Annotated in this window: 22 protein-coding genes; 8 read left to right on the forward strand and 14 right to left on the reverse strand. The window is 64.0% G+C overall.

Going from position 1 to position 18,063, the window contains the following annotated elements:
- Positions 1–2: 2 nt before the first annotated feature.
- The 4 genes from ABZN20_RS17975 to ABZN20_RS17990 all read right to left on the reverse strand — a co-directional run bounded on the left by ABZN20_RS17975 (position 3) and on the right by ABZN20_RS17990 (position 4,209).
- On the reverse strand, positions 3–1,643 hold the full coding sequence (locus ABZN20_RS17975; RefSeq protein ID WP_218805785.1) for an NAD(P)-binding protein: 1,641 nt from the start codon (positions 1,641–1,643) through the stop codon (positions 3–5).
- A 127-nt stretch (positions 1,644–1,770) separates the two neighbouring features.
- Positions 1,771–2,961, reverse strand: coding sequence for an ATP-binding protein (locus ABZN20_RS17980; RefSeq protein ID WP_367026148.1), 1,191 nt, complete (start codon positions 2,959–2,961; stop codon positions 1,771–1,773).
- The gene (locus ABZN20_RS17985) at positions 2,949–3,680 is read right to left on the reverse strand and encodes a response regulator (RefSeq protein WP_218805787.1); all 732 of its coding nucleotides are present in this window, start codon (positions 3,678–3,680) and stop codon (positions 2,949–2,951) included. Before ABZN20_RS17985 ends, ABZN20_RS17980 begins: the two co-directional genes overlap by 13 nt.
- Positions 3,681–3,687: 7 nt before the next feature.
- The gene (locus tag ABZN20_RS17990) at positions 3,688–4,209 is read right to left on the reverse strand and encodes a hypothetical protein (RefSeq protein WP_218805788.1); all 522 of its coding nucleotides are present in this window, start codon (positions 4,207–4,209) and stop codon (positions 3,688–3,690) included.
- Between the two features lie 193 nt (positions 4,210–4,402).
- Between ABZN20_RS17990 and pepN the strand changes: the two genes are divergently transcribed.
- Positions 4,403–7,054, forward strand: coding sequence for an aminopeptidase N (pepN, locus tag ABZN20_RS17995; RefSeq protein WP_367026149.1), 2,652 nt, complete (start codon positions 4,403–4,405; stop codon positions 7,052–7,054).
- Between the two features lie 21 nt (positions 7,055–7,075).
- Here pepN and ABZN20_RS18000 read toward each other — a convergent pair whose 3' ends face one another.
- A complete protein-coding gene (locus ABZN20_RS18000) occupies positions 7,076–7,345 on the reverse strand; it encodes a BrnA antitoxin family protein (protein ID WP_218805790.1) in 270 nt (89 codons plus the stop codon).
- Positions 7,305–7,577 carry a BrnT family toxin gene (locus tag ABZN20_RS18005; protein WP_266024111.1) on the reverse strand — a complete coding sequence of 91 codons (273 nt, stop codon included), beginning with the start codon at positions 7,575–7,577 and terminating at the stop codon, positions 7,305–7,307. The genes ABZN20_RS18000 and ABZN20_RS18005 overlap by 41 nt, the downstream gene beginning before the upstream one ends.
- Before the next feature lie 72 nt (positions 7,578–7,649).
- Between ABZN20_RS18005 and ABZN20_RS18010 the strand changes: the two genes are divergently transcribed.
- The 3 genes from ABZN20_RS18010 to ABZN20_RS18020 are packed head-to-tail and all read left to right on the forward strand — an operon-like array spanning position 7,650 to position 9,420.
- A complete protein-coding gene (locus ABZN20_RS18010) occupies positions 7,650–8,678 on the forward strand; it encodes a zinc-dependent alcohol dehydrogenase family protein (protein WP_367026150.1) in 1,029 nt (342 codons plus the stop codon).
- A 47-nt stretch (positions 8,679–8,725) separates the two neighbouring features.
- Entirely contained in the window at positions 8,726–9,046 is a 321-nt protein-coding gene (locus ABZN20_RS20125; protein ID WP_423246414.1) for a toxin-antitoxin system TumE family protein, read from the forward strand.
- Positions 9,043–9,420: a hypothetical protein gene (locus ABZN20_RS18020; RefSeq protein WP_367026152.1), complete on the forward strand. Its 378-nt coding sequence runs from the start codon at positions 9,043–9,045 to the stop codon at positions 9,418–9,420. The genes ABZN20_RS20125 and ABZN20_RS18020 overlap by 4 nt, the downstream gene beginning before the upstream one ends.
- Before the next feature lie 10 nt (positions 9,421–9,430).
- Here the strand turns inward: ABZN20_RS18020 and ABZN20_RS18025 are convergent, their stop codons facing one another.
- The 8 genes from ABZN20_RS18025 to ABZN20_RS18060 form a co-directional block, all read right to left on the reverse strand.
- A complete protein-coding gene (locus tag ABZN20_RS18025) occupies positions 9,431–10,000 on the reverse strand; it encodes a hypothetical protein (protein WP_218805794.1) in 570 nt (189 codons plus the stop codon).
- 27 nt (positions 10,001–10,027) lie between these two features.
- Positions 10,028–10,462 (reverse strand): DUF29 domain-containing protein, encoded by a 435-nt coding sequence (locus tag ABZN20_RS18030; RefSeq protein WP_218805795.1) that lies wholly within the window; start codon positions 10,460–10,462, stop codon positions 10,028–10,030.
- Positions 10,463–10,478: 16 nt separating this feature from the next.
- Complete coding sequence (locus ABZN20_RS18035) at positions 10,479–11,126, reverse strand: response regulator (RefSeq protein ID WP_218805796.1); 648 nt, start codon at positions 11,124–11,126, stop codon at positions 10,479–10,481.
- Entirely contained in the window at positions 11,123–12,469 is a 1,347-nt protein-coding gene (locus tag ABZN20_RS18040; protein WP_255556283.1) for an ATP-binding protein, read from the reverse strand. Before ABZN20_RS18040 ends, ABZN20_RS18035 begins: the two co-directional genes overlap by 4 nt.
- Positions 12,470–12,601: 132 nt before the next feature.
- A complete protein-coding gene (locus ABZN20_RS18045) occupies positions 12,602–12,943 on the reverse strand; it encodes a type II toxin-antitoxin system RelE/ParE family toxin (protein ID WP_218805797.1) in 342 nt (113 codons plus the stop codon).
- Positions 12,943–13,218: a type II toxin-antitoxin system Phd/YefM family antitoxin gene (locus ABZN20_RS18050; protein ID WP_367026153.1), complete on the reverse strand. Its 276-nt coding sequence runs from the start codon at positions 13,216–13,218 to the stop codon at positions 12,943–12,945. Before ABZN20_RS18050 ends, ABZN20_RS18045 begins: the two co-directional genes overlap by 1 nt.
- A 154-nt stretch (positions 13,219–13,372) precedes the next feature.
- Positions 13,373–13,771, reverse strand: a complete 399-nt coding sequence (locus tag ABZN20_RS18055) for a type II toxin-antitoxin system VapC family toxin (protein WP_218805799.1) — start codon at positions 13,769–13,771, stop codon at positions 13,373–13,375.
- On the reverse strand, positions 13,768–14,001 hold the full coding sequence (locus ABZN20_RS18060) for a type II toxin-antitoxin system Phd/YefM family antitoxin (protein ID WP_218805800.1): 234 nt from the start codon (positions 13,999–14,001) through the stop codon (positions 13,768–13,770). The genes ABZN20_RS18055 and ABZN20_RS18060 overlap by 4 nt, the downstream gene beginning before the upstream one ends.
- Positions 14,002–14,237: 236 nt before the next feature.
- Here ABZN20_RS18060 and ABZN20_RS18065 point away from each other — a divergent pair, with 236 nt between their 5' ends.
- The 4 genes from ABZN20_RS18065 (at position 14,238) to ABZN20_RS18080 (ending at position 17,782) form a co-directional block, all read left to right on the forward strand.
- On the forward strand, positions 14,238–16,043 hold the full coding sequence (locus ABZN20_RS18065; protein ID WP_218805801.1) for a methanol/ethanol family PQQ-dependent dehydrogenase: 1,806 nt from the start codon (positions 14,238–14,240) through the stop codon (positions 16,041–16,043).
- Between the two features lie 68 nt (positions 16,044–16,111).
- Positions 16,112–16,972 (forward strand): methanol oxidation system protein MoxJ, encoded by an 861-nt coding sequence (gene moxJ / locus ABZN20_RS18070; protein ID WP_218805802.1) that lies wholly within the window; start codon positions 16,112–16,114, stop codon positions 16,970–16,972.
- A gap of 4 nt (positions 16,973–16,976) precedes the next feature.
- Positions 16,977–17,456 (forward strand): cytochrome c(L), periplasmic, encoded by a 480-nt coding sequence (gene moxG / locus ABZN20_RS18075; RefSeq protein WP_367026154.1) that lies wholly within the window; start codon positions 16,977–16,979, stop codon positions 17,454–17,456.
- A gap of 44 nt (positions 17,457–17,500) precedes the next feature.
- A complete protein-coding gene (locus ABZN20_RS18080; RefSeq protein ID WP_367027582.1) occupies positions 17,501–17,782 on the forward strand; it encodes a methanol dehydrogenase [cytochrome c] subunit in 282 nt (93 codons plus the stop codon).
- Positions 17,783–18,063: the final 281 nt, after the last annotated feature.

An 18,063-nucleotide genomic window follows, 5' to 3' on the forward strand; every position in this document is an offset into this window, starting at 1 on the left:
TCTCAGGCTCCCGGTTCGTTGATCATTTCGATGGCATGGCAGGGGCATTGCTCGTAGCAGACGGCGCAGCCGGTGCAGCGATCGTAGTCGTAGCGGTAGCGCTTGCCCGGCCCCAGCTTGACGATGGCCTGTTCGGGGCAGGCCCCGTAGCAGCCGTCGCATTCGAAACAGTTGCCGCACGAGAAGCAGCGCCGGGCCTCGAACAGCGCCTCGGTTTCGCTCAAGCCCTGCACGACCTCGTCGAAGCCGTAGGCCCGCGCGGCCGGGTCGAGCTCGGCCTGTTCGCGCTGGTCCGCCTCGGTCAGGTACCAGACGTGGAGCTTGTCGAAGCCGACGATGGGATGTTTGGGGGGCGGGGCATAGGCTGTGCCGCGCAGATAGGCGTCGATGTGGCGGGCGGCCTTCTTGCCGTGGCCGACCGCGACCGTGACAGTGCGCTCGCTGGGCACCATGTCGCCGCCGGCGAAGATGCCGGCTTTGCCGGTCATCATGTTTGCGTCCACCAGCACCGTGCCGTCGTCCTTGAAGCGGATGCCGGGAATCTTGTGCAGGAAGGCGGTGTCGGTGTCCTGGCCCAGGGCGAGGATCAGGGCGTCGGCTTCCAGGGTCTCGAATTCTCCGGTCGGCTGCGGATAACCGCGTTCGTCGATGCGCATGACCTCGACCTGGATGTGGGTCTGGTCGATCTGCTTGATGGTGCGCAGCCAGTTGATCTTGACGCCTTCCTCCAGCGCCTCGTCGGCCTCGAACGGATGGGCCGGCATGTGCTCGCGGTCGCGGCGGTAGATGATCAAGGCCTCTTCCGCCCCCAGGCGTTTGGCGGTGCGGGCCGCGTCCATCGCGGTGTTGCCGCCGCCGTAGATTGCCACCCGGCGGCCCAGCTTCGGCGGATCGCCGCTGGCCGCCTGGCGCAGGAAGCTGACCGCATCGAGAATCTTGCCGGCATCGCGGGAGGGGATATCGACCCGCTTGCTCAGGTGCGCGCCGATGGCGAGGAAGACGGCGTCGAAGCGCCCCGCCGTCTTTTCTTCGAGCACGTCGTCGACCCGGCGGTTGAGCCTGATCTTGACCCCCATGCGCTCGATGCGCTGGATTTCCTGCTCCAGTTCGCGGCGGGGCAGGCGGTAGGCCGGGATGCCGAAATGCATCATGCCGCCGGCCAGCGGGCCCGCTTCGAAAATTTCGACCTGGTGCCCCAGCCGGGCGAGATGGTAGGCGGCGGACAGCCCGCTGGGGCCGGCGCCGATCACCAGCACCCGCTTGCCGCTGGGGGGCGTTTCGGTCTCCGCCTCCCAGCCCTCCCGCAGGGCGGTGTCGCCCAGGAAACGTTCGACCGCGTGGATGCTCACGGAATCGTCCACCTCGTTGCGGTTGCAATGGGATTCGCACGGGTGGTAGCAGACCCGGCCGTGCACCGCCGGCATCGGGTTGTCCCGCATCAGGATCTGCCAGGCGCGCCGGTAACGGCCGGCCTGGGCTTCGGCCAGCCAGGCCTGGACGTTCTCGCCGGCCGGACAAGCGCTGTTGCAGGGCGGCAGCAGGTCGACGTAGATCGGGCGCCGGCGGCGCACCGGGCCGGTGCCTTTGCCATGGCTGGCAAGATCGGCGGGATGCGTGATGTCGCTGAACTTGGGGCCGCTCATTGCGTTTCTCCATCGGGTCGGGCCTGCCGAACGGTAGGAAATCATCCGTTCCGGTTCAAGTTTAGCGGGAAAGTGTGAAAAAACGGACGCCGGCGAGACCGCCGAGCTGCCACACAGGGGCGGGCGATCACCTCCGAGGGAGGTTGAGCCGGGCGATGAGTCCACCTTCGGGGCAGTTGCGCAGGGTCAGACGGCCGCCGTGGCCGAGGGCGACGTCCCGGGCGATGGACAACCCCAGGCCGGTGCCGCCGGAGGCGCGGTTGCGGGAGGTTTCGAGCCGGACGAAGGGCGCGAAGACCGCTTCGAGCTGGTCGTCCGGAATCCCCGGCCCGTGGTCCCTCACTTCGATGACCAGATTGCCCGGCGCATCCTTCAGCGTGATCTCGGCGCTCCGGCCGTAGCGCAGGGCATTGCCGATCAGGTTGTCCAGGCAGCGCCGCAGCGCGATGGGACGGGCCATGATCGGTCTGGCCTCGCCGCTGACGCTGACCTCCTGACCCTGATCCTGCGCGTCCTCCGCGAGCGAATTCACCAGGGCTTCGACGTCCAGCGGCTGCAGCGGCTCGGGTTCGACATGGCCGCGCAGATAATCCAGGGTCGATCCCAGCATGATCGACATTTCGCGCAGATCCTCGTGCAGTTTTTCGCGGAGTTCGGGTGGCTCCACGCCTTCGACGCGGAGGTTGAGGCGGGTGATCGGCGTGCGCAAATCGTGGGATACCGCCGCCAGGAACTGGCTGCGCTGGCGGATCTGTTCGAGCAGTTGCGCCTGCATGCGGTTGAGCGCGCGGGCGGCCTGGCGGGCCTCGGCGGGACCGCTTTCCTCCAGCGGCTGGGTGCTGAGGCTGTCGCCGAAATGCTCGGCAGCCCGGGCGATGCGGATGATGGGCCGGGACAGCCAGCGGGCGCCGATCCATGCCGTCAGCCCCAGGGCAACCAGCCGCATCGCCGCACTGATCCAGCCGCCGTGCGGGCGGTAGGGGAGGGACAGCCCGGTGCCGAAGGCGCCGCCGGGGGTCGGCTCGGGTGTGGTCTGGGGCGTGGGAACCGGGGTCGGATCCAGGCCGGGGACGCGCCAACCGAAATTGTCTTTCGGCGGCGGGAAGTCGCCGGGTGGAGGCGGCCGCGACATCCACTCGGGCAGAGGCGGCAGGTGAGGCTGGGGAGCCGGCTGCGCCGGGGCCGGCGGTGGAGACGGGGGTTCGAACAGCTCCAGGTTGAACACGACCGCCATCCCCAGGAAGTGGCTGGCGGTCAAGGTCACCAGCAGCAGCAGAAACAGCCGGATGAACAGCGTGTCCGGGATCAGGCGCCGCATTTGCTTACCTGGGCGCTGAAGAAATAGCCTTCGCCGCGGATGGTCTTGATGAGCTTGGGATTCTTGGGGTCGTCCTGCAGTTTCTGGCGCAGCCGGGACACCAGCAGGTCGATGCTGCGGTCGAAGACCTCCATGGCCCGGCCGCGGGCATAGTCGAGCAACTGGTCGCGGGTCAGGATGCGGTTCGGGCGCTCGATGAACACGCTCAGCAGGCGGAATTCGGCGTTGGAAAGGGGAACGACCATGCCTTCGGGCGAGGTCAGTTGCCGGAGCACCCGGTGCAGCCGCCAGCCTTCGAATTCCACGGCGATGTCGGAGGCTTCGGGGCTTTCCGTTTCACGTTCGTGGCGGGCGCGTCGGAGGATGGTCTGGATGCGAGCCACCAGTTCGCGCGGCTCGAACGGTTTGGCCACGTAGTCGTCGGCGCCGAGTTCCAGGCCGACCACGCGGTCCATGGGATCGCCCCTGGCCGTGAGCATGATGACCGGGATATCGCTCTCGGCGCGCAGCGACCGGCACAGGCTCAGGCCGTCTTCGCCGGGGAGCATCAGGTCCAGTACGACGAGGTCGAACGGGCTGTCCGCAAGCGCTTTTTTCATCTCCGCGCCATCGTGGACACCGACGGCTTCCATGCCGAAGCGCGAGAGGTATCCGCCGAGCAGATTCCGTATCTCGACGTCGTCATCCACGATCAGAATACGTGTGGTCGGTGCCTGCATGGAGCTGTTACTTCAGGGGGAGGGGGCTGCCTTCGGCTTTTCCGGGAGTGAATCGGCATTTGCCGTCGGCCGGCATGGGGCCCATTTTATCGAGTTCGGCCAGCAGTTGGGCGTTTACGGTCTTTTTCTGGGCTGCATCCAGGCTGTCGTAGAAGCTCAGCCACAGTTTCCGGTTTTCCTTCATCCTGGCTTCGACGCCGTTCTTGTCCGCGCCCAGTTTGTCGAAGAGGGCGTGAAGATCGGCGTGGCCATCGCTCAGCGCCGACTTGATGTCCTTCTGGGCGGCCTCGAAGCGCTCGCGGTGCGACTTCGTCATCTGCCGGGTATCGTCTTCGGCGCGTTTCCACAGACCGTCCTGTTCGCCGTTCAGGTTCAGCTCGCCGTGGATGCGCCAAAGCAACCCGGCCAGCCGCTCCTCCGGATCGGGTTCGGGCGGGGGGAATGCGCCGGCCGTCGATACGACCGAGGCGAGGCCTGCGAACACAGAGGCTGCGATCAATTTCTGCAAGAGAGAACGATAACGCTTCATGGGGGATCTCCTGATTGAGTTTTCAGCGGATGCCGCCGGGCCTGTCTTACCCGGCGATGGCATGGTCTCGAGGGCCGGTGTCGGCAGAATTTCCGAAATGTATCAGCATTGAATCGGGCCACGGGTTTGGACCGGGCCGGGTTAAGCCGTATCATCGGGATCTCCGCTTTTCCAGGACCAAGACCCGCAACACATGCGTGACGCTACCCCGAAGACCATCTACCTCAAGGATTACCAGCCACCCGAATATCTGGTCGACGCCATCGACCTGTTCTTCGAGCTGGATCCCCAGTCCACCCGCGTCACTTCCCGGCTGAAGCTACGCCACAATCCGGCGGTGGAGGAATGGAAGCCCGTGCTCGCGCTCGACGGCGAGCAACTGGCATTCGAGTCCGCCAAGCTCAACGGACGGATGCTGACCGAGGGCGAGTACAGCGTCAGCGACACGGGGCTGGTGATCCATGCGGTGCCGGACCGTCCGTTCGAACTCGAGATCGTCAACCGGATCAACCCGGAAGCCAACACCGCGCTGGAAGGGCTGTACCTGTCCAACGGCATGTTCTGCACCCAGTGCGAACCGCACGGCTTCCGCCGCATCACCTATTACATCGACCGGCCCGACGTCATGTCGTTGTTCACCACGACGATCGTGGCGGACCAGAGCCGCTATCCGGTGCTGCTGTCGAACGGCAACCGGAGTGCGCGCGGCGAACTCAAGAACGGCCGGCACTGGGTCAAGTGGGAGGACCCCTTCAAGAAGCCCTGTTATCTCTTCGCCCTGGTGGCCGGGCAGTTGGCCTGCCTGGAAGACCGATTCGTCACCGCCTCGGGCCGCGAGGTGGCGCTGCAGATCTACGTGGAGCCGCACGACTTGGACAAGTGCGATCACGCCATGCAGTCGCTCAAGCACGCGATGCGCTGGGACGAGGAGCGCTTCGGCCGCGAGTACGACCTCGACCTGTACATGATCGTCGCCGTCAGCCACTTCAACATGGGGGCGATGGAGAACAAGGGGCTCAACGTCTTCAATACCAAGTTCGTGCTGGCGCGGCCCGATACCGCGACCGACGCCGATTACGAACACATCGAGGGCGTCATCGGCCACGAATATTTCCACAACTGGACCGGCAACCGCATCACCTGCCGCGACTGGTTCCAGCTCAGCCTGAAGGAAGGGCTGACCGTGTTCCGCGACCAGGAGTTCAGCGCCGACCGGAGCTCGCGGGCGGTCAAGCGTATCGAGGACGTGAACCTGCTGCGGACCCGCCAGTTCGCCGAGGACGCAGGTCCCCTGGCGCACCCGGTGCGGCCGGATTCCTACATCGAGATCAACAACTTCTACACCCTCACCGTGTACGAGAAGGGCGGGGAGGTGGTGCGGATGCTCCGGACCCTGGTCGGCCCCGAGGGCTTCCGCAAGGGTACGGACCTCTATTTCGAGCGCCACGATGGGCAAGCCGTGACCTGCGACGATTTCGTGCGCTGCATGGAGGACGCCAACGGCATCGATTTGGGCCAGTTCCGCTTGTGGTATGCCCAAGCTGGCACCCCGGAACTGCGGCTCGAATCCGAATACGACGCCGGGGCCCGGACCCTGCGCCTGTCGGTGCGCCAGTCCTGCCCGCCGACGCCGGGCCAGCCGGTCAAGCAGCCTCTGCACATCCCGTTGGCCGTAGGCCTGCTGGCGGAGGATGGGCGCGAATTGCCGCTGCGGCTGGCGGGCGAAGCCGAGGCCGGCCCGGGAACCCGGGTGCTGCACATCCGGGAGGCCGAACAGGTGTTCGAATTCGTCGACGTGCCGGAACGGCCCGTAGTCTCCGCCTTGCGCGGCTTTTCCGCGCCGGTCCGATTGAAAATGGAACGCGGCGCCGAGGAACTGGCATTCCTGTTCGCCCACGACACCGACGCCTTCAACCGCTGGGACGCCGGCCAGACCTTGGCGACCCAGGTGATGCTCGGCCTCATCGAGCGCATCCAGGCGGGCGAAACTCCGCAAAGCCTCGACTCGAACCTGGTCGATGCCTTCCGCGCGCTGCTGGCGCGACCGGCGGCTGACCTGTCCTATCAGGCGCTGCTGCTGGGCCTGCCTTCGGAAGATTACGTCGCCGCCTTGATGAGCGTGGCCGATCCGGAAGCCATCCACCGGGCGCGCCAGACGGTCCGCAAAGCCTTGGCCGCCGCTCTGGCCGAGGACTTCCTGAGGCTCTACTGGGAGCACCATGCGGCTGAAACGGGCGGTCTCGATCCGGCCGCGAGAAACCGGCGCAGGATCAAGAACACCTGCCTGGGATTCATCGCCGAACTGGAGACGGCCGATTCGTACGAGCTGTGCGCAGCCCAGTTCCGCGAAGCCCGCACCATGACCGACCAGATCGCGGCCCTGGGAGCGATCGTCAACAGCGCCCATCCGGAAAAGGCGGACTGCCTGGCCGAGTTCTACCGCCGCTGGCGTGAGGAGGCGCTGGTCATTGACAAATGGTTCGCTCTGCAGGCGAGCTGTCATCTGCCCGGCACCCTGGAGAGCGTCAAGGCGCTGACCGCGCATTCCGATTTCGACCTGCGCACCCCCAACCGCGTGCGTTCGCTGATCGGCGCGTTCTCGCAGGCCAACCCGGTCAATTTCCATGCGGCCGACGGCAGCGGCTACGAATTCCTAGGGGATCAGATCGTCGCCCTCAACGCCATCAATCCCCAGGTCGCCGCCCGCATGCTGGGCGCCTTGACCCAGTGGCGCCGCTACGACCAGGGGCGGCAGGAAGCCATGTGTCGCCAGTTGCAGCGCATCGCGGGCTTGGAAGGCGTGTCGAAGGACGTGTACGAGGTGGCGGTGAAGAGTCTGGCGTAGGCGGTGACGTCCGCCCCCGGTTTATGCCGGGGAATGGGTCTTGAGCCAATCGCGCAAGGCGGCGTTCATGCGCGATTGCCAACCCTGGCCGGTGGCGCGAAAGGCGGCAACGATGTCGGCGTCGTAGCGTACCGTCAGGGCGACCTTGCGGTTTTCCGCCCTGGGGCGCCCCCGGCGCACCAGTTTTTCGCCGACAAATTCGTCGGCTTGCTCGAAGAATTCGTCCGTGAGTTCCGGGGCGTCGTCCGGATCATGCCACTCGGTGGGCGTAACGGGTTGTTTCGCGTTCATTGGCTTTCCTCAAGGAAATGATGCGGCGAGCCTCGCCGCGAGGTGTCCAGACCAGAACCACCATTCGGCCTTTCAGCATGCCGACTGTGATGAAGCGTGATTCGCCATAATCTTCGCGGGCGTCTTCCAGGGTAAAGTGGCGTCCGGCAAATATTTCAGCGGCATCTGCGAAATCCACGCCGCGTTCGGCGAGGGTCTTGTTGCGTTTTTCGGGATCGAATTCGATCAACATGTCGAATTATCGTAGTTACGATTATTTTTGCCGTCAAGGGTGCCGTACGGCTCGGCAGAGCATGGGACTGTCATGAAAGCCTGGTTGATCGACCAAACAGGGCCGCTGGATTCGTCGCGAGCCCCGCTGCGGCTCGCCGACCTCCCGGTGCCGGTGCCCGGCCCTGGCGAAATCCTGCTGCGGGTTTCGGTCTGCGGCGTGTGCCACACCGAAATCGACGAGATCGAGGGCCGCGCCGCGCCGCCCTGCCTGCCGGTGGTGCCCGGGCACCAGGTCGTCGGCCGAATCGCGGCTCTCGGGGCGGGTGTGACGGGATTCGCCGTGGGCGATCGCGTCGGCGTGGCCTGGATATTTTCCGCCTGCGGCGAATGCGAGTACTGCCGGTCGGGACGGGAGAACCTCTGTTCCGGATTCCGCGCCACCGGGCGCGACGCCGACGGCGGCTATGCGGAGTACATGAAGGCGCCTGCGGCCTTCGTCGTCCGTATCCCGGAGGTGTTCACCGATCTTGAGGCCGCGCCGCTCCTGTGCGCCGGCGCCATCGGCTACCGTTCGCTCAACCTCGCGGGGCTCCAAAACGGCCAGCGGCTGGGGCTTACCGGGTTCGGGGCGTCCGCCCATCTGGTGCTGATGATGGCGCGGCACCGGTTCCCCGATTCGGAAGTCTACGTGTTCGCGCGCAATCCTGAGGAACGCGCCTTCGCGCTGCAGTTGGGCGCGGTCTGGGCCGGCGATACCGCGGATATTTCTCCCGCGCCGCTGGCTGCCATCATCGACACCACGCCGGTCTGGAAGCCGGTGGTCGCGGCGCTCGCCAACCTCGCTCCCGGCGGCCGGCTGGTCGTCAATGCGATACGCAAGGAGCCCGGGGACCGTGACTGCCTGGCCGGTCTCGACTATGCCCGGCATTTGTGGATGGAGCGGGAAATCAAGTCGGTCGCCAACGTGGCGCGCAGCGACGTGGCCGGCTTTCTGGCGCTGGCGGCGGAAATCGGCATCCGTCCCGAGACGGAGGAGTACGCATTCGAGGACGCCAACCGGGCGCTGCTCGACCTCAAGCAGCGCCGGATTCGCGGGGCGAAGGTGTTGCGGGTGGCCTGAACGGCCGATTTACTTCGTCCCCTTACCAAGTACGACACCGCGGACAAGTGTTTTCGCCCCGCTCCCGCTTATGGTGTAATAGACCCCATGAAAGCCGTGGAACTTTTTCGTACCAAGGAGGCTTACGCGGCGAGGGGTTCGTCGAGATCGTGATTTGGAGGGTTCCGTCTCCTGTGCCTCCGTCGCAGCATCCTTACAAGTACCGGCTGGTTTACGTTGTGGATGGCGAGCGGAGAGTGGGTTATGACAATGAACGAGGCAAGGGCGATCACAAACATATCGGTAACCAAGAGGCACCGTATCGCTTCGTCAATCCCCAACAATTGATGGCTGATTTCATAGCCGATATAGAAGGTGTCGAACAATGACCGAGCGAGTTTTGAATGTGAAAGTGGGGGAGCCTCTCGAGGCGAATCTGTCCCGTGCGGCCCGGATGGTGGAGGCGCTGGAGCTTGGGGAGAGTCCTGCGCCGTATTTCGGGATCGGTTTTGCCGACGTCGGTCAGTTCGCGGCGTTGTTCACGCCGCGCCGCTGGGATTTGCTCGCCGTTCTGCGGGAATGCGGTCCCATGACCGTTGCGGAGCTGGCGCGGCGGCTGAAGCGCGACTACAAGAACGTGCACGGCGACGTGGAGAAGCTTTCCGCGTGGCATGCCGTGGAGCGGGATGAGCGGGGATGGGTGAGCGCCCCCTATTCCGAGATCGTAGTGGACATTCGCCTTCCGCAAGGGCGGGTGGCTTGAGCCGGAATTTTCAGTCCCTAACGGCCCCTCTGTAGCAATGGTCGAACAGTATCCGCCATTCCGCGAGCTGGATGCGCCGGCACAAGGCCTCTGCCGGCGTGTGGCCGAGGCGGGCGGTTTCGCACAGGTCGATGAAGGCGAAGGGGTCCCAGGCGGTTTGCCGCAGCAGGAATTCGGTTTCGCGCGAGGGCGGTTCGGCTTGGGTCAGCTCCCGCGCGGCGGCGGCCACTTCGGGAAAGACCGGATGGCTGCCGACTCGCTTGAACCAGTACTTGCTGTTCCAGGCGTCCGGCTCGCGGCGATGGAGGATGCCGTGCCAGTAGCTGCCGCTGGCCGTGGCGATGCCCTGGCTGATTCGGTGGCTTTCGTCGAAAAAATCGTGATACAGCCAGACCGCCGCCAGGCAGCACCGTGCCATGTCATGGTCGCGGACCGTTTCGGGTTCGAAAGCCGTTTCGATCCGCAACGCCTCCAGCCGCGGCCGCATGCCGAGGTTGGGTACGCCCGGTACCAGGCTGTTCAGCCGTTCGTTGGCCAGGAGTTCGGCGAAGGGTTTTGAATAGTGAGTTGTTTTGGGCATGGCCGTCAGCTCTTCATTGCCGGAGTCTCAATCCGGCCAGAAGTCCGGATTCAGGATTTCCGCCTGTTCCCATTCGCAGGAGGCCGGGAACATATCTTCCAGCCTGGCGGTTTCGTCCGCCGCGAGTTCCACGGCGTCGGGGTAAGCCTTCTCAATTGCGGCTGCTACGACGGATTCCAAACTGGGGTTATCCCTCAGGATGTCGGCAAGATCGTCGCGTTGCAAATCTATCACCGTGCGCCAGCCTCGGGGCCTGTTATCAGACACGTATTTCCATTTCAGCATGTGGTTGAGCAGCACCCGGAAATGCCGGTACAGAATCCTTTCATAATTGGCTATCTCGGCTTCGAGTTCCTCGATCAGATGCGCTGTGTCCATGTCGCTCAACCGGCCTGCTTTCAGCAACTCGGCCTGCTGATGCAGCCAGGCGGCGTGGTCGGTGTCGTAAAGATTTGCGCTCATCGGGGGACTGTGGCTTTCAGGTCTTGAATATCCCGTTCTGGTAGGCGAGGCGGGCCATTTCGGCGGTGGTGTTCACGCCCAGCTTGCTCTTGATGAGGGTACTGTAATTGGCGACGGTTTTATAGCCGAGCCGCAGTTCTTCTGCGACCTCCCGGGTGGTGTAGCCCTTGGCTAGCAGCAGGAAGACGTCGAACTCGCGGGCCGAGAGCGTGTTCAAAGCGGTGGCCGCCTCGGCGCCGCCCAGAGTCTGCATCGCCAGGCGCTGGGCGATCTCCGGTTCCAGGAACGATTCGCCTGAGGCGATCCTGGCCACCGCGTCGACCAGGATTTCCGGCGCGCAGCTCTTGGTGATGTAGCCCCTGGCGCCGGCCTCCAGCGCGCGCACCACGTAGATGAGCTCGTCGTGGATGCTGAACACCAGGATACGGGCCGAGGCGTCGCGGGTGCGGATGCGGCGGATCGAGGCCAATCCGCCGATGCCGGGCAGCGAAAGGTCCATGACGATCACGTCCGGGCGGGTGTCGGCGTAGAGCTGGCAGGCCTCCTCCCCCCGCTCGGCCTCGCCGACGACTTCGATGTTCTGGGTGCCGGACAGCAGCAGGCGGTAGCCCGCGCGGACCACGGCGTGGTCATCCACCAGCATCACGGTAATCTTGGGTTTCATGAACATTCGTCTCCGCAGGGAATCTTGATGCGCAGGGTGACGCCGGCGCCGGGGCGGGTGTTGAGGCTGAACTGTCCCCCCAGGCTCTCCACCCGTTCGCGGATGCCGAGCAGCCCTAAGCCGGCCGGGGCTTGAGCGGGATCGAAGCCGGCTCCGTCGTCGCTGACCTTGAGCAGGAGGGCTTCGGGCCGTTCGTCCACCGCCTCGATCAGGTTGAGGTGTATTCCGAGATTGCTCGCGCCGGAATGCCTCACCACGTTGGTCAGGCTTTCCTGCACGATCCGGAAGACATGTATCCGGGAGTCGCCGACGCATTCGTCGATACCGTCGTCGCAACGGAAGTCCAGCGCGATGCCGGGATAGCGGTTGCGCCAGTTCTCGATCATGTCTTCGAGCGAGGCTTTCAGTCCCAGCTCGTCCAGCATCAAGGGGCGCAGGCGCTGCATCAGGGTGCGCAGCACGGCGAACAGATGGTCGCAGATCGACTGGATGGCGCCGACGGCATCGGCGGTCGATTTGTCGTCCCGCTCCGGCTTGCGGAGCGACGCGGCGATCGCCTTGATCGCGCTCAGCGACTGGCCCAATTCGTCGTGCAATTCCTGCGCGAGGTAACGCCGTTCCTCTTCCTGGATCGCCAGCGAGCGCTGGGTCAGCGCCCGGTTTTCCTCGCGGGTCTTCTCCAGCGCGCAGACCGTGTGGTTGAAGGTCCGCGAAATGCGGGCGAACTCGGGCAGGTAGAACTCCGGCAGGCGCCGGCTGTAATCGCCGTTTTCCAGATTCTCCAGCCCTTCGAGGATCACGCCCACGGATTTGAATGCACGCCCCAGGGTGGTATGGACGACCAGGTACACCGTCACGGCGAGCGCCAGCATCAGCAGCAGAAAGCCGCGCGCTTCGGTCCAGGCTTCGGCGATCTCGTCGGCCGGGTTGGCGTCGATGGTGATCTGGATCATCGGGTTGCCGATCTGGTGCAGGTGTTTCTCCGCCACCAGGGGTTCCGGCGCCACCGCCCAGGCGAACCAGCGGGGCGCTTCTTCACCCTCCGCCGGTGCAAGGGAGGAGGGGAGGTCGATGATAGTCCTTTCGCCTTGATGGACGCTGAGGCTCAAATGGCGGGTACGGTCGAGCCGGGCGAGCTGGGCGATCCAATCCACCGGCGAACGGCCGGCGGCGACCGCCTGCTCCAGGCCGGCGTCGATCAGCTGCAACGCCAGGTTGACCGAGGAGCGGACTTCCTCCGCCACCGAACGGCGCGCGTTGTGTACCACGAACAGCGTGCCCATGCCGATGATGGCCAGCATCACCAGCCCGATCATGAGGTTCAGGCGAAACCGCAGGCTCAAAGGCGCTTACTCCGGGAAAAAATCGGGTTAGTCTGCCTCGATTGGCGAGTGTTTTGACAGGGAGATATTCCTGATTGTCGGAGGGGCGTGCCGGGGAGATGCGGAACCACCGGCCAGACGGGGGTGGCGGCTTCAAGCGCCGAGCAGTCTACGCGCCAGCACCGACTGCATGTCCCGGCGGCCATCGGAGATCAGGTAAATAATGATCTGGTGACCCATGATCCGATAGATCACCCGGTAGGGCTTGAACGTGGTTTGCCGATATTCCTTGATACCCAGCGACACCAGCTCCTTCGGGTAGCCGCCGCGTTCGGGGAACTGCGCCAAGTCCTCCACAACCTCCAGCAGCCGGTCGAGAACGTAGCCGGCATTCGCCGCGCAGTCGAACTCGGCAATGTAGTCGTGAATGGCTTCCAGGTCTTGTTCCGCGCCTTGGGTGAGCAGGACTTCGTATGGGGGCGGCTTGCCCGCCATCAAGCGCTTGCGCGCTCGGCGCGCAGACGGGCCACGACGTCGGCGACAGTCCTGACGCTACCGGCTTGCACCTCCCGGTTTCCCAGCGCGAGGATCTTCAGCAGAGCCAGCGTTTCCTGGGTCTCCTCGAACGTAACCACATCCTGCAAGACGGCCTTGGCTTCCCCGTTCTGGGTGATGACCAAGGGCTCCCGCCGTTCGGCGAGGCGCGCCAGCACCTCGGCGGCGTTGGCCTTGAGGTAGCTGATGGGTTTGACTTGGGATGAGTAGCGCATGCTCATGTCCTCGATGTTGGATAAGACTACATATAGTCTTTTTAAAGACTTCCCGCAACAGTCGATGAAACCGGACTACGCGGGTAGTGGGGTCAGGTCTTGCATGTAAGCATGCTGTTTTGCAAGAGCTGACCCAGCTTCTTCCTCTTCCGGATCACCAAAGCGTACGCACATGCGGATAGCTGCGGATCTTGTCGTCCGCGGTCACCAGCGGCACGGCCAGCTTGCGGGCTGTTGCCACAATGATGCGATCGGCCGGATCTTTATGGAATTCACCGGGCAGTTCAATGCTCTTCACGGCGATGTCGTTATCCACCGCCATGAAGCGGACGGCTTCGATCTGGCTCACGACCGACAGCCAGTCCTCGACATCCATCGAAAGCGCTAACCGGTCTTTGGCGACCAGCATGGCGAGTTCGCAGGCGGAAATGGACGAGACGACGATCCGGCCGCCGTTCAATTCGTCCGCGATCGCTTGAGCGGCCGCCTCCGAGAGTTGCGTCCGATCTCCGGACGCCCACCAAAGCAGCGCATGCGTATCCAGTACGATCACGTCCCGGCTTCCCAGTCGTCTTCGCCCACCGGGGCGGTCGGATGATCGTAGCGCAACACGGAACCGCGCAGCCTATCCAGCGGATCACTGGCGCGGGGCTGGTAGGGCCGCACCTCCAGCTTGGGCTGGCCGTGGTCCGTCACCACCACCGGCTCGCCGGTGAGTTCGATTTGGCGGAAGAATTCCAAGGCTCTCGCCTTGAATTGGGACTTGGATACGTGAACGCTCATACTGACGCCTCTAGTCATCTGACTGTAGTCATATTTTAGCCGAAGCTCATTAGATTTGCGCCGCTCGGGCGGACTCGCTCGGAACGGGAGTTTTTCCATCAAGCATTCGAGAGTTTTTCAAGGCTCGTTCGAGGGGGAATTCCGTAACGCCGCTGACATGATCTGTCCCAGAATCTCCGCCGCTGTTCGTAGAGCGCCGATGCAGGGTCGGCGTCATTCATTCTCGGAGGAGACACATGCAAATTCGCAAACTGGCAAGCGGCTTCGGCGGGTCGGTGCTGGCGATGGGCGCCATGCTGGCCACGCAATCCGCGCACGCTAATCCGGAGCTGGACCGGTTGTCCAAGGATGACCGGAACTGGGTCATGCAGACCAAGGACTACGGTGCCACCCATTTCAGCCGGCTGACGGAAATCAACAGCCACAACGTCAAGAACTTGAAGGTGGCCTGGACCATGTCCACCGGCACCTTGCACGGCCACGAAGGTGCGCCGCTGGTGGTGGACGGTATCATGTACATCCATACGCCGTTCCCGAACAACGTCTACGCGGTCGACCTGAACGACACCCGCAAGATCCTGTGGCAGTACAAGCCCAAGCAGAATCCGGCGGCCCGTGCCGTGGCCTGCTGCGATGTGGTCAACCGCGGCGTAGCCTATGTGCCGGCCGGCGATCACGGCCCGGCGAAGATCTTCCTCAACCAGCTCGACGGCCACATCGTCGCGCTCAACGCCAAGACCGGCGAAGAGATCTGGAAGATGGAAAACTCCGACATCGCCATGGGTTCCACCCTGACCGGCGCGCCGTTCGTGGTGAAGGACAAGGTGCTGGTGGGTTCGGCCGGCGCCGAACTGGGCGTGCGCGGCTACGTCACGGCCTACAACATCAAGGACGGCAAGCAGGAATGGCGGGCCTACGCCACCGGCCCCGACGAGGACCTGCTGCTGGACAAGGAGTTCAACAAGCACAACCCGCATTACGGCCAGTTCGGCTTGGGGCTGCAGACCTGGGAGGGTGACGCCTGGAAGATCGGCGGCGGCACCAACTGGGGCTGGTACGCCTACGATCCCAAGCTGGACATGATCTATTACGGTTCCGGCAACCCGGCGCCCTGGAACGAGACCATGCGGCCCGGCGACAACAAATGGACCATGACCATCTGGGGCCGCGACGCCGACACCGGCCGCGCCAAGTTCGGCTACCAGAAGACGCCGCATGACGAGTGGGATTACGCCGGCGTCAACTACATGGGGCTGTCCGAGCAGGAGGTGGACGGCAAGATGACGCCGCTGCTGACCCACCCGGACCGCAACGGCCTGGTCTACACCCTCAACCGGGAAACCGGCGCCATGGTCAACGCCTTCAAGATCGACGACACCGTCAACTGGGTGAAGAAGGTCGACCTGAAGACGGGCCTGCCGATCCGCGATCCGGAATACAGCACCCGCATGGATCACAATGCCAAGGGCATCTGTCCCTCGGCCATGGGTTACCACAACCAGGGCATCGAGTCCTACGATCCGGACAAGAAGCTGTTCTTCATGGGCGTGAACCACATCTGCATGGACTGGGAACCGTTCATGCTGCCCTACCGCGCCGGCCAGTTCTTCGTGGGGGCGACCTTGAACATGTATCCGGGACCCAAGGGCATGCTGGGCCAGGTCAAGGCCATGAACTCGGTCACCGGCAAGATGGAATGGGAAGTGCCCGAGAAGTTCGCGGTCTGGGGCGGCACCCTGGCGACCGCCGGCGATCTGGTGTTCTACGGCACCCTGGACGGTTTCATCAAGGCCCGCGACACCCGCACCGGCGAGTTGAAGTGGCAGTTCCAACTGCCTTCCGGCGTGATCGGCCATCCCATCACCTACCAGCATAACGGCAAGCAGTACGTCGCCATCTACTCCGGCGTCGGCGGCTGGCCGGGCGTGGGGCTGGTGTTCGACCTGAAGGACCCGACCGCGGGCCTGGGGGCGGTGGGCGCCTTCAAGGAACTGGCGCACTACACTCAGATGGGCGGCTCGGTGTTCGTGTTCTCGCTCTGAGTCGAACGGGTGGGGGCGTGCTCCGGAAACGCTCCTACCCTCTGTCATTGAAAGGATAAGTTATGCGAATGAACCGTATTGCCGCCGCTGGGTTGATCGCTTCCCTCGCGGTTTCGGGCGGCGTGCAGGCAGCGAAGGGCGCGGAACCGCTCAAAATCTGCTCGGCAGAAAACGAGATGCCGTATTCGGACAAGGCCGGGGAAGGCTTCGAAAACAAGCTGGCCGACCTCATAGGCAAGGAACTGGGACGTCCGGTCGAGAACGTGTGGTGGACCGATGCCCGCTATTTCGTCCGGGACTCCCTGGACAAGGGTTTGTGCGATGTGGTCATCGGCGTCGATACCGGCGACCCGAGGATGCTCACCAGCGCGCCTTACTACCGCTCGGGCTACGTCTTCGTCTACCGCAAGGACAAGGGTCTGAACATCAAGGACTGGAATAGCGACGCGCTGAAGACCGCGAAGCGGATCGCGTTCATGCCGGACACCCCGGCGGAAACGATGATCCGCAAGATCGGACGCTACAACGACATGTTCAACTACATGCATTCCTTGGTCGGCTTCAAGTCGCGACGCAACCAGTACGTCCGCTACGACCCGGCCAAGCTGGTGGCCGAAGTCGCCAATGGGAACGCCGAGGTCGCGGTGCTATGGGGGCCGGCGGCGGCGCGTTATGTCAAGGATGCGGGGTTGGCCATGACCGTCATTCCGGATGACAACGTGCGCTCCGACGGCGAGAAAGTGCCCCACCACTACTCGACTTCCGTCGGCGTGCGCAAGGGCGAGGAGGCCTTGCTCAAGCAGATCGATCAGGTCCTGGCCAAACACGGCAAGGAAGTGAACGCGGTGCTCGAGGCGGAAGGCATTCCGCTGCTGCCCATGGATGAAAAACCGGCCAGGACGGCTTCCAACGATCAAAGGAAAGGCTGAAGAGATGAATCTGAAGAAAGCGAGGTTCGGCGCGGCCGGTATGTGTGTCGCCGGATTGCTGTCACTGCCTGCCCAGGCCGACATCACCCTACGCCACGCCATCACCGGCGAGACGCTGGATTTGTCCTACGCCAAGGCGGGCGGCGATACCGAGGCCGTCAAGCAGTTCCTGCAGACCGGCAAGAACCCCTACAACGGCGACAAGGACGCCGTCGATAAAGGCCATAGCCTGTATCTGTCGGCCTGTTCCGGCTGCCACGGCCATGAGGCCGAAGGCAAGCTCGGGCCTGGCCTGGCGGATGACTATTGGACCTATCCCCGTGCGGCCACGGACGCGGGATTGTTCGAAATCCTGTTCGGCGGCGCCCAGGGCATGATGGGGCCGCAATACGTCAACCTGAACAACGACGAGATGCTCAAGATCATGGCCTGGACCCGCAGCGTCTACAAAGGCGATCCGGCCAAGGCCGAATGGCTGAAGTGACATTTCCCGCAATCCCGACCCCCAAATAGGAGGACTTCCTCATGATGCACAAAACGAGTCTCGCGGTGGCTGCTGCAGCCGCCCTGTTCGCCATGGGCGCCCAGGCCTACGACGGCACCAATTGCAAGGCGCCCGGAAACTGCTGGGAGCCCAAGCCCGGTTATCCGGACAAGGTCGCCGGCAGCAAGTACGATCCCAAGCACGATCCGAACGAGCTCAACAAGCAGTCGGAGTCGATCAAGGCGATGGAAGCGCGCAACCAGAAGCGCGTGGAGAACTACGCCAAGACCGGCAAGTTCGTCTACAAGGTCGAAGACATCAAATGACGGTAGCGGTAAGCCTCGCCGCTGAATGCTCGACACCGTCAATTTAAGAAACGCTCGTCGTTCCGGCAGAGCTTGCCCCGGCAGGGATTGCCGGGGGACTGCCGGAACCCAGAGGCCGTGGAGGGCGACGCTGCACATCCCTGTGAACTGGATTCATGCCGTGCTCTCCTGCCCGGCACCCTGCGGGCCGGTGCCAATCCGCTTCCGGCGGATTGGTCCGGCATTCCCTGCCGGTATGACGATTTCCAGACGCTTTGGGGGAATTGCCCAGCCTCGCCTCA

Origin of the sequence: Methylococcus sp. ANG (assembly GCF_040730495.1) — a bacterium.
Lineage (GTDB): Bacteria > Pseudomonadota > Gammaproteobacteria > Methylococcales > Methylococcaceae > Methylococcus.

What these genes read in the sequence shown, in the direction of transcription:
- ABZN20_RS17975 (WP_218805785.1), bottom strand. Translation starts at nt 1,643, where the DNA reads ATGAGCGGCCCCAAGTTCAGCGACATCACGCATCCCGCCGATCTTGCC.
- ABZN20_RS17980 (WP_367026148.1), bottom strand. Translation starts at nt 2,961, where the DNA reads ATGCGGCGCCTGATCCCGGACACGCTGTTCATCCGGCTGTTTCTGCTG.
- ABZN20_RS17985 (WP_218805787.1), bottom strand. Translation starts at nt 3,680, where the DNA reads ATGCAGGCACCGACCACACGTATTCTGATCGTGGATGACGACGTCGAG.
- ABZN20_RS17990 (WP_218805788.1), bottom strand. Translation starts at nt 4,209, where the DNA reads ATGAAGCGTTATCGTTCTCTCTTGCAGAAATTGATCGCAGCCTCTGTG.
- pepN (WP_367026149.1), top strand. Translation starts at nt 4,403, where the DNA reads ATGCGTGACGCTACCCCGAAGACCATCTACCTCAAGGATTACCAGCCA.
- ABZN20_RS18000 (WP_218805790.1), bottom strand. Translation starts at nt 7,345, where the DNA reads ATGAACGCGAAACAACCCGTTACGCCCACCGAGTGGCATGATCCGGAC.
- ABZN20_RS18005 (WP_266024111.1), bottom strand. Translation starts at nt 7,577, where the DNA reads ATGTTGATCGAATTCGATCCCGAAAAACGCAACAAGACCCTCGCCGAA.
- ABZN20_RS18010 (WP_367026150.1), top strand. Translation starts at nt 7,650, where the DNA reads ATGAAAGCCTGGTTGATCGACCAAACAGGGCCGCTGGATTCGTCGCGA.
- ABZN20_RS18020 (WP_367026152.1), top strand. Translation starts at nt 9,043, where the DNA reads ATGACCGAGCGAGTTTTGAATGTGAAAGTGGGGGAGCCTCTCGAGGCG.
- ABZN20_RS18025 (WP_218805794.1), bottom strand. Translation starts at nt 10,000, where the DNA reads ATGCCCAAAACAACTCACTATTCAAAACCCTTCGCCGAACTCCTGGCC.
- ABZN20_RS18030 (WP_218805795.1), bottom strand. Translation starts at nt 10,462, where the DNA reads ATGAGCGCAAATCTTTACGACACCGACCACGCCGCCTGGCTGCATCAG.
- ABZN20_RS18035 (WP_218805796.1), bottom strand. Translation starts at nt 11,126, where the DNA reads ATGAAACCCAAGATTACCGTGATGCTGGTGGATGACCACGCCGTGGTC.
- ABZN20_RS18045 (WP_218805797.1), bottom strand. Translation starts at nt 12,943, where the DNA reads ATGGCGGGCAAGCCGCCCCCATACGAAGTCCTGCTCACCCAAGGCGCG.
- ABZN20_RS18050 (WP_367026153.1), bottom strand. Translation starts at nt 13,218, where the DNA reads ATGCGCTACTCATCCCAAGTCAAACCCATCAGCTACCTCAAGGCCAAC.
- ABZN20_RS18060 (WP_218805800.1), bottom strand. Translation starts at nt 14,001, where the DNA reads ATGAGCGTTCACGTATCCAAGTCCCAATTCAAGGCGAGAGCCTTGGAA.
- ABZN20_RS18065 (WP_218805801.1), top strand. Translation starts at nt 14,238, where the DNA reads ATGCAAATTCGCAAACTGGCAAGCGGCTTCGGCGGGTCGGTGCTGGCG.
- moxJ (WP_218805802.1), top strand. Translation starts at nt 16,112, where the DNA reads ATGAACCGTATTGCCGCCGCTGGGTTGATCGCTTCCCTCGCGGTTTCG.
- moxG (WP_367026154.1), top strand. Translation starts at nt 16,977, where the DNA reads ATGAATCTGAAGAAAGCGAGGTTCGGCGCGGCCGGTATGTGTGTCGCC.
- ABZN20_RS18080 (WP_367027582.1), top strand. Translation starts at nt 17,501, where the DNA reads ATGCACAAAACGAGTCTCGCGGTGGCTGCTGCAGCCGCCCTGTTCGCC.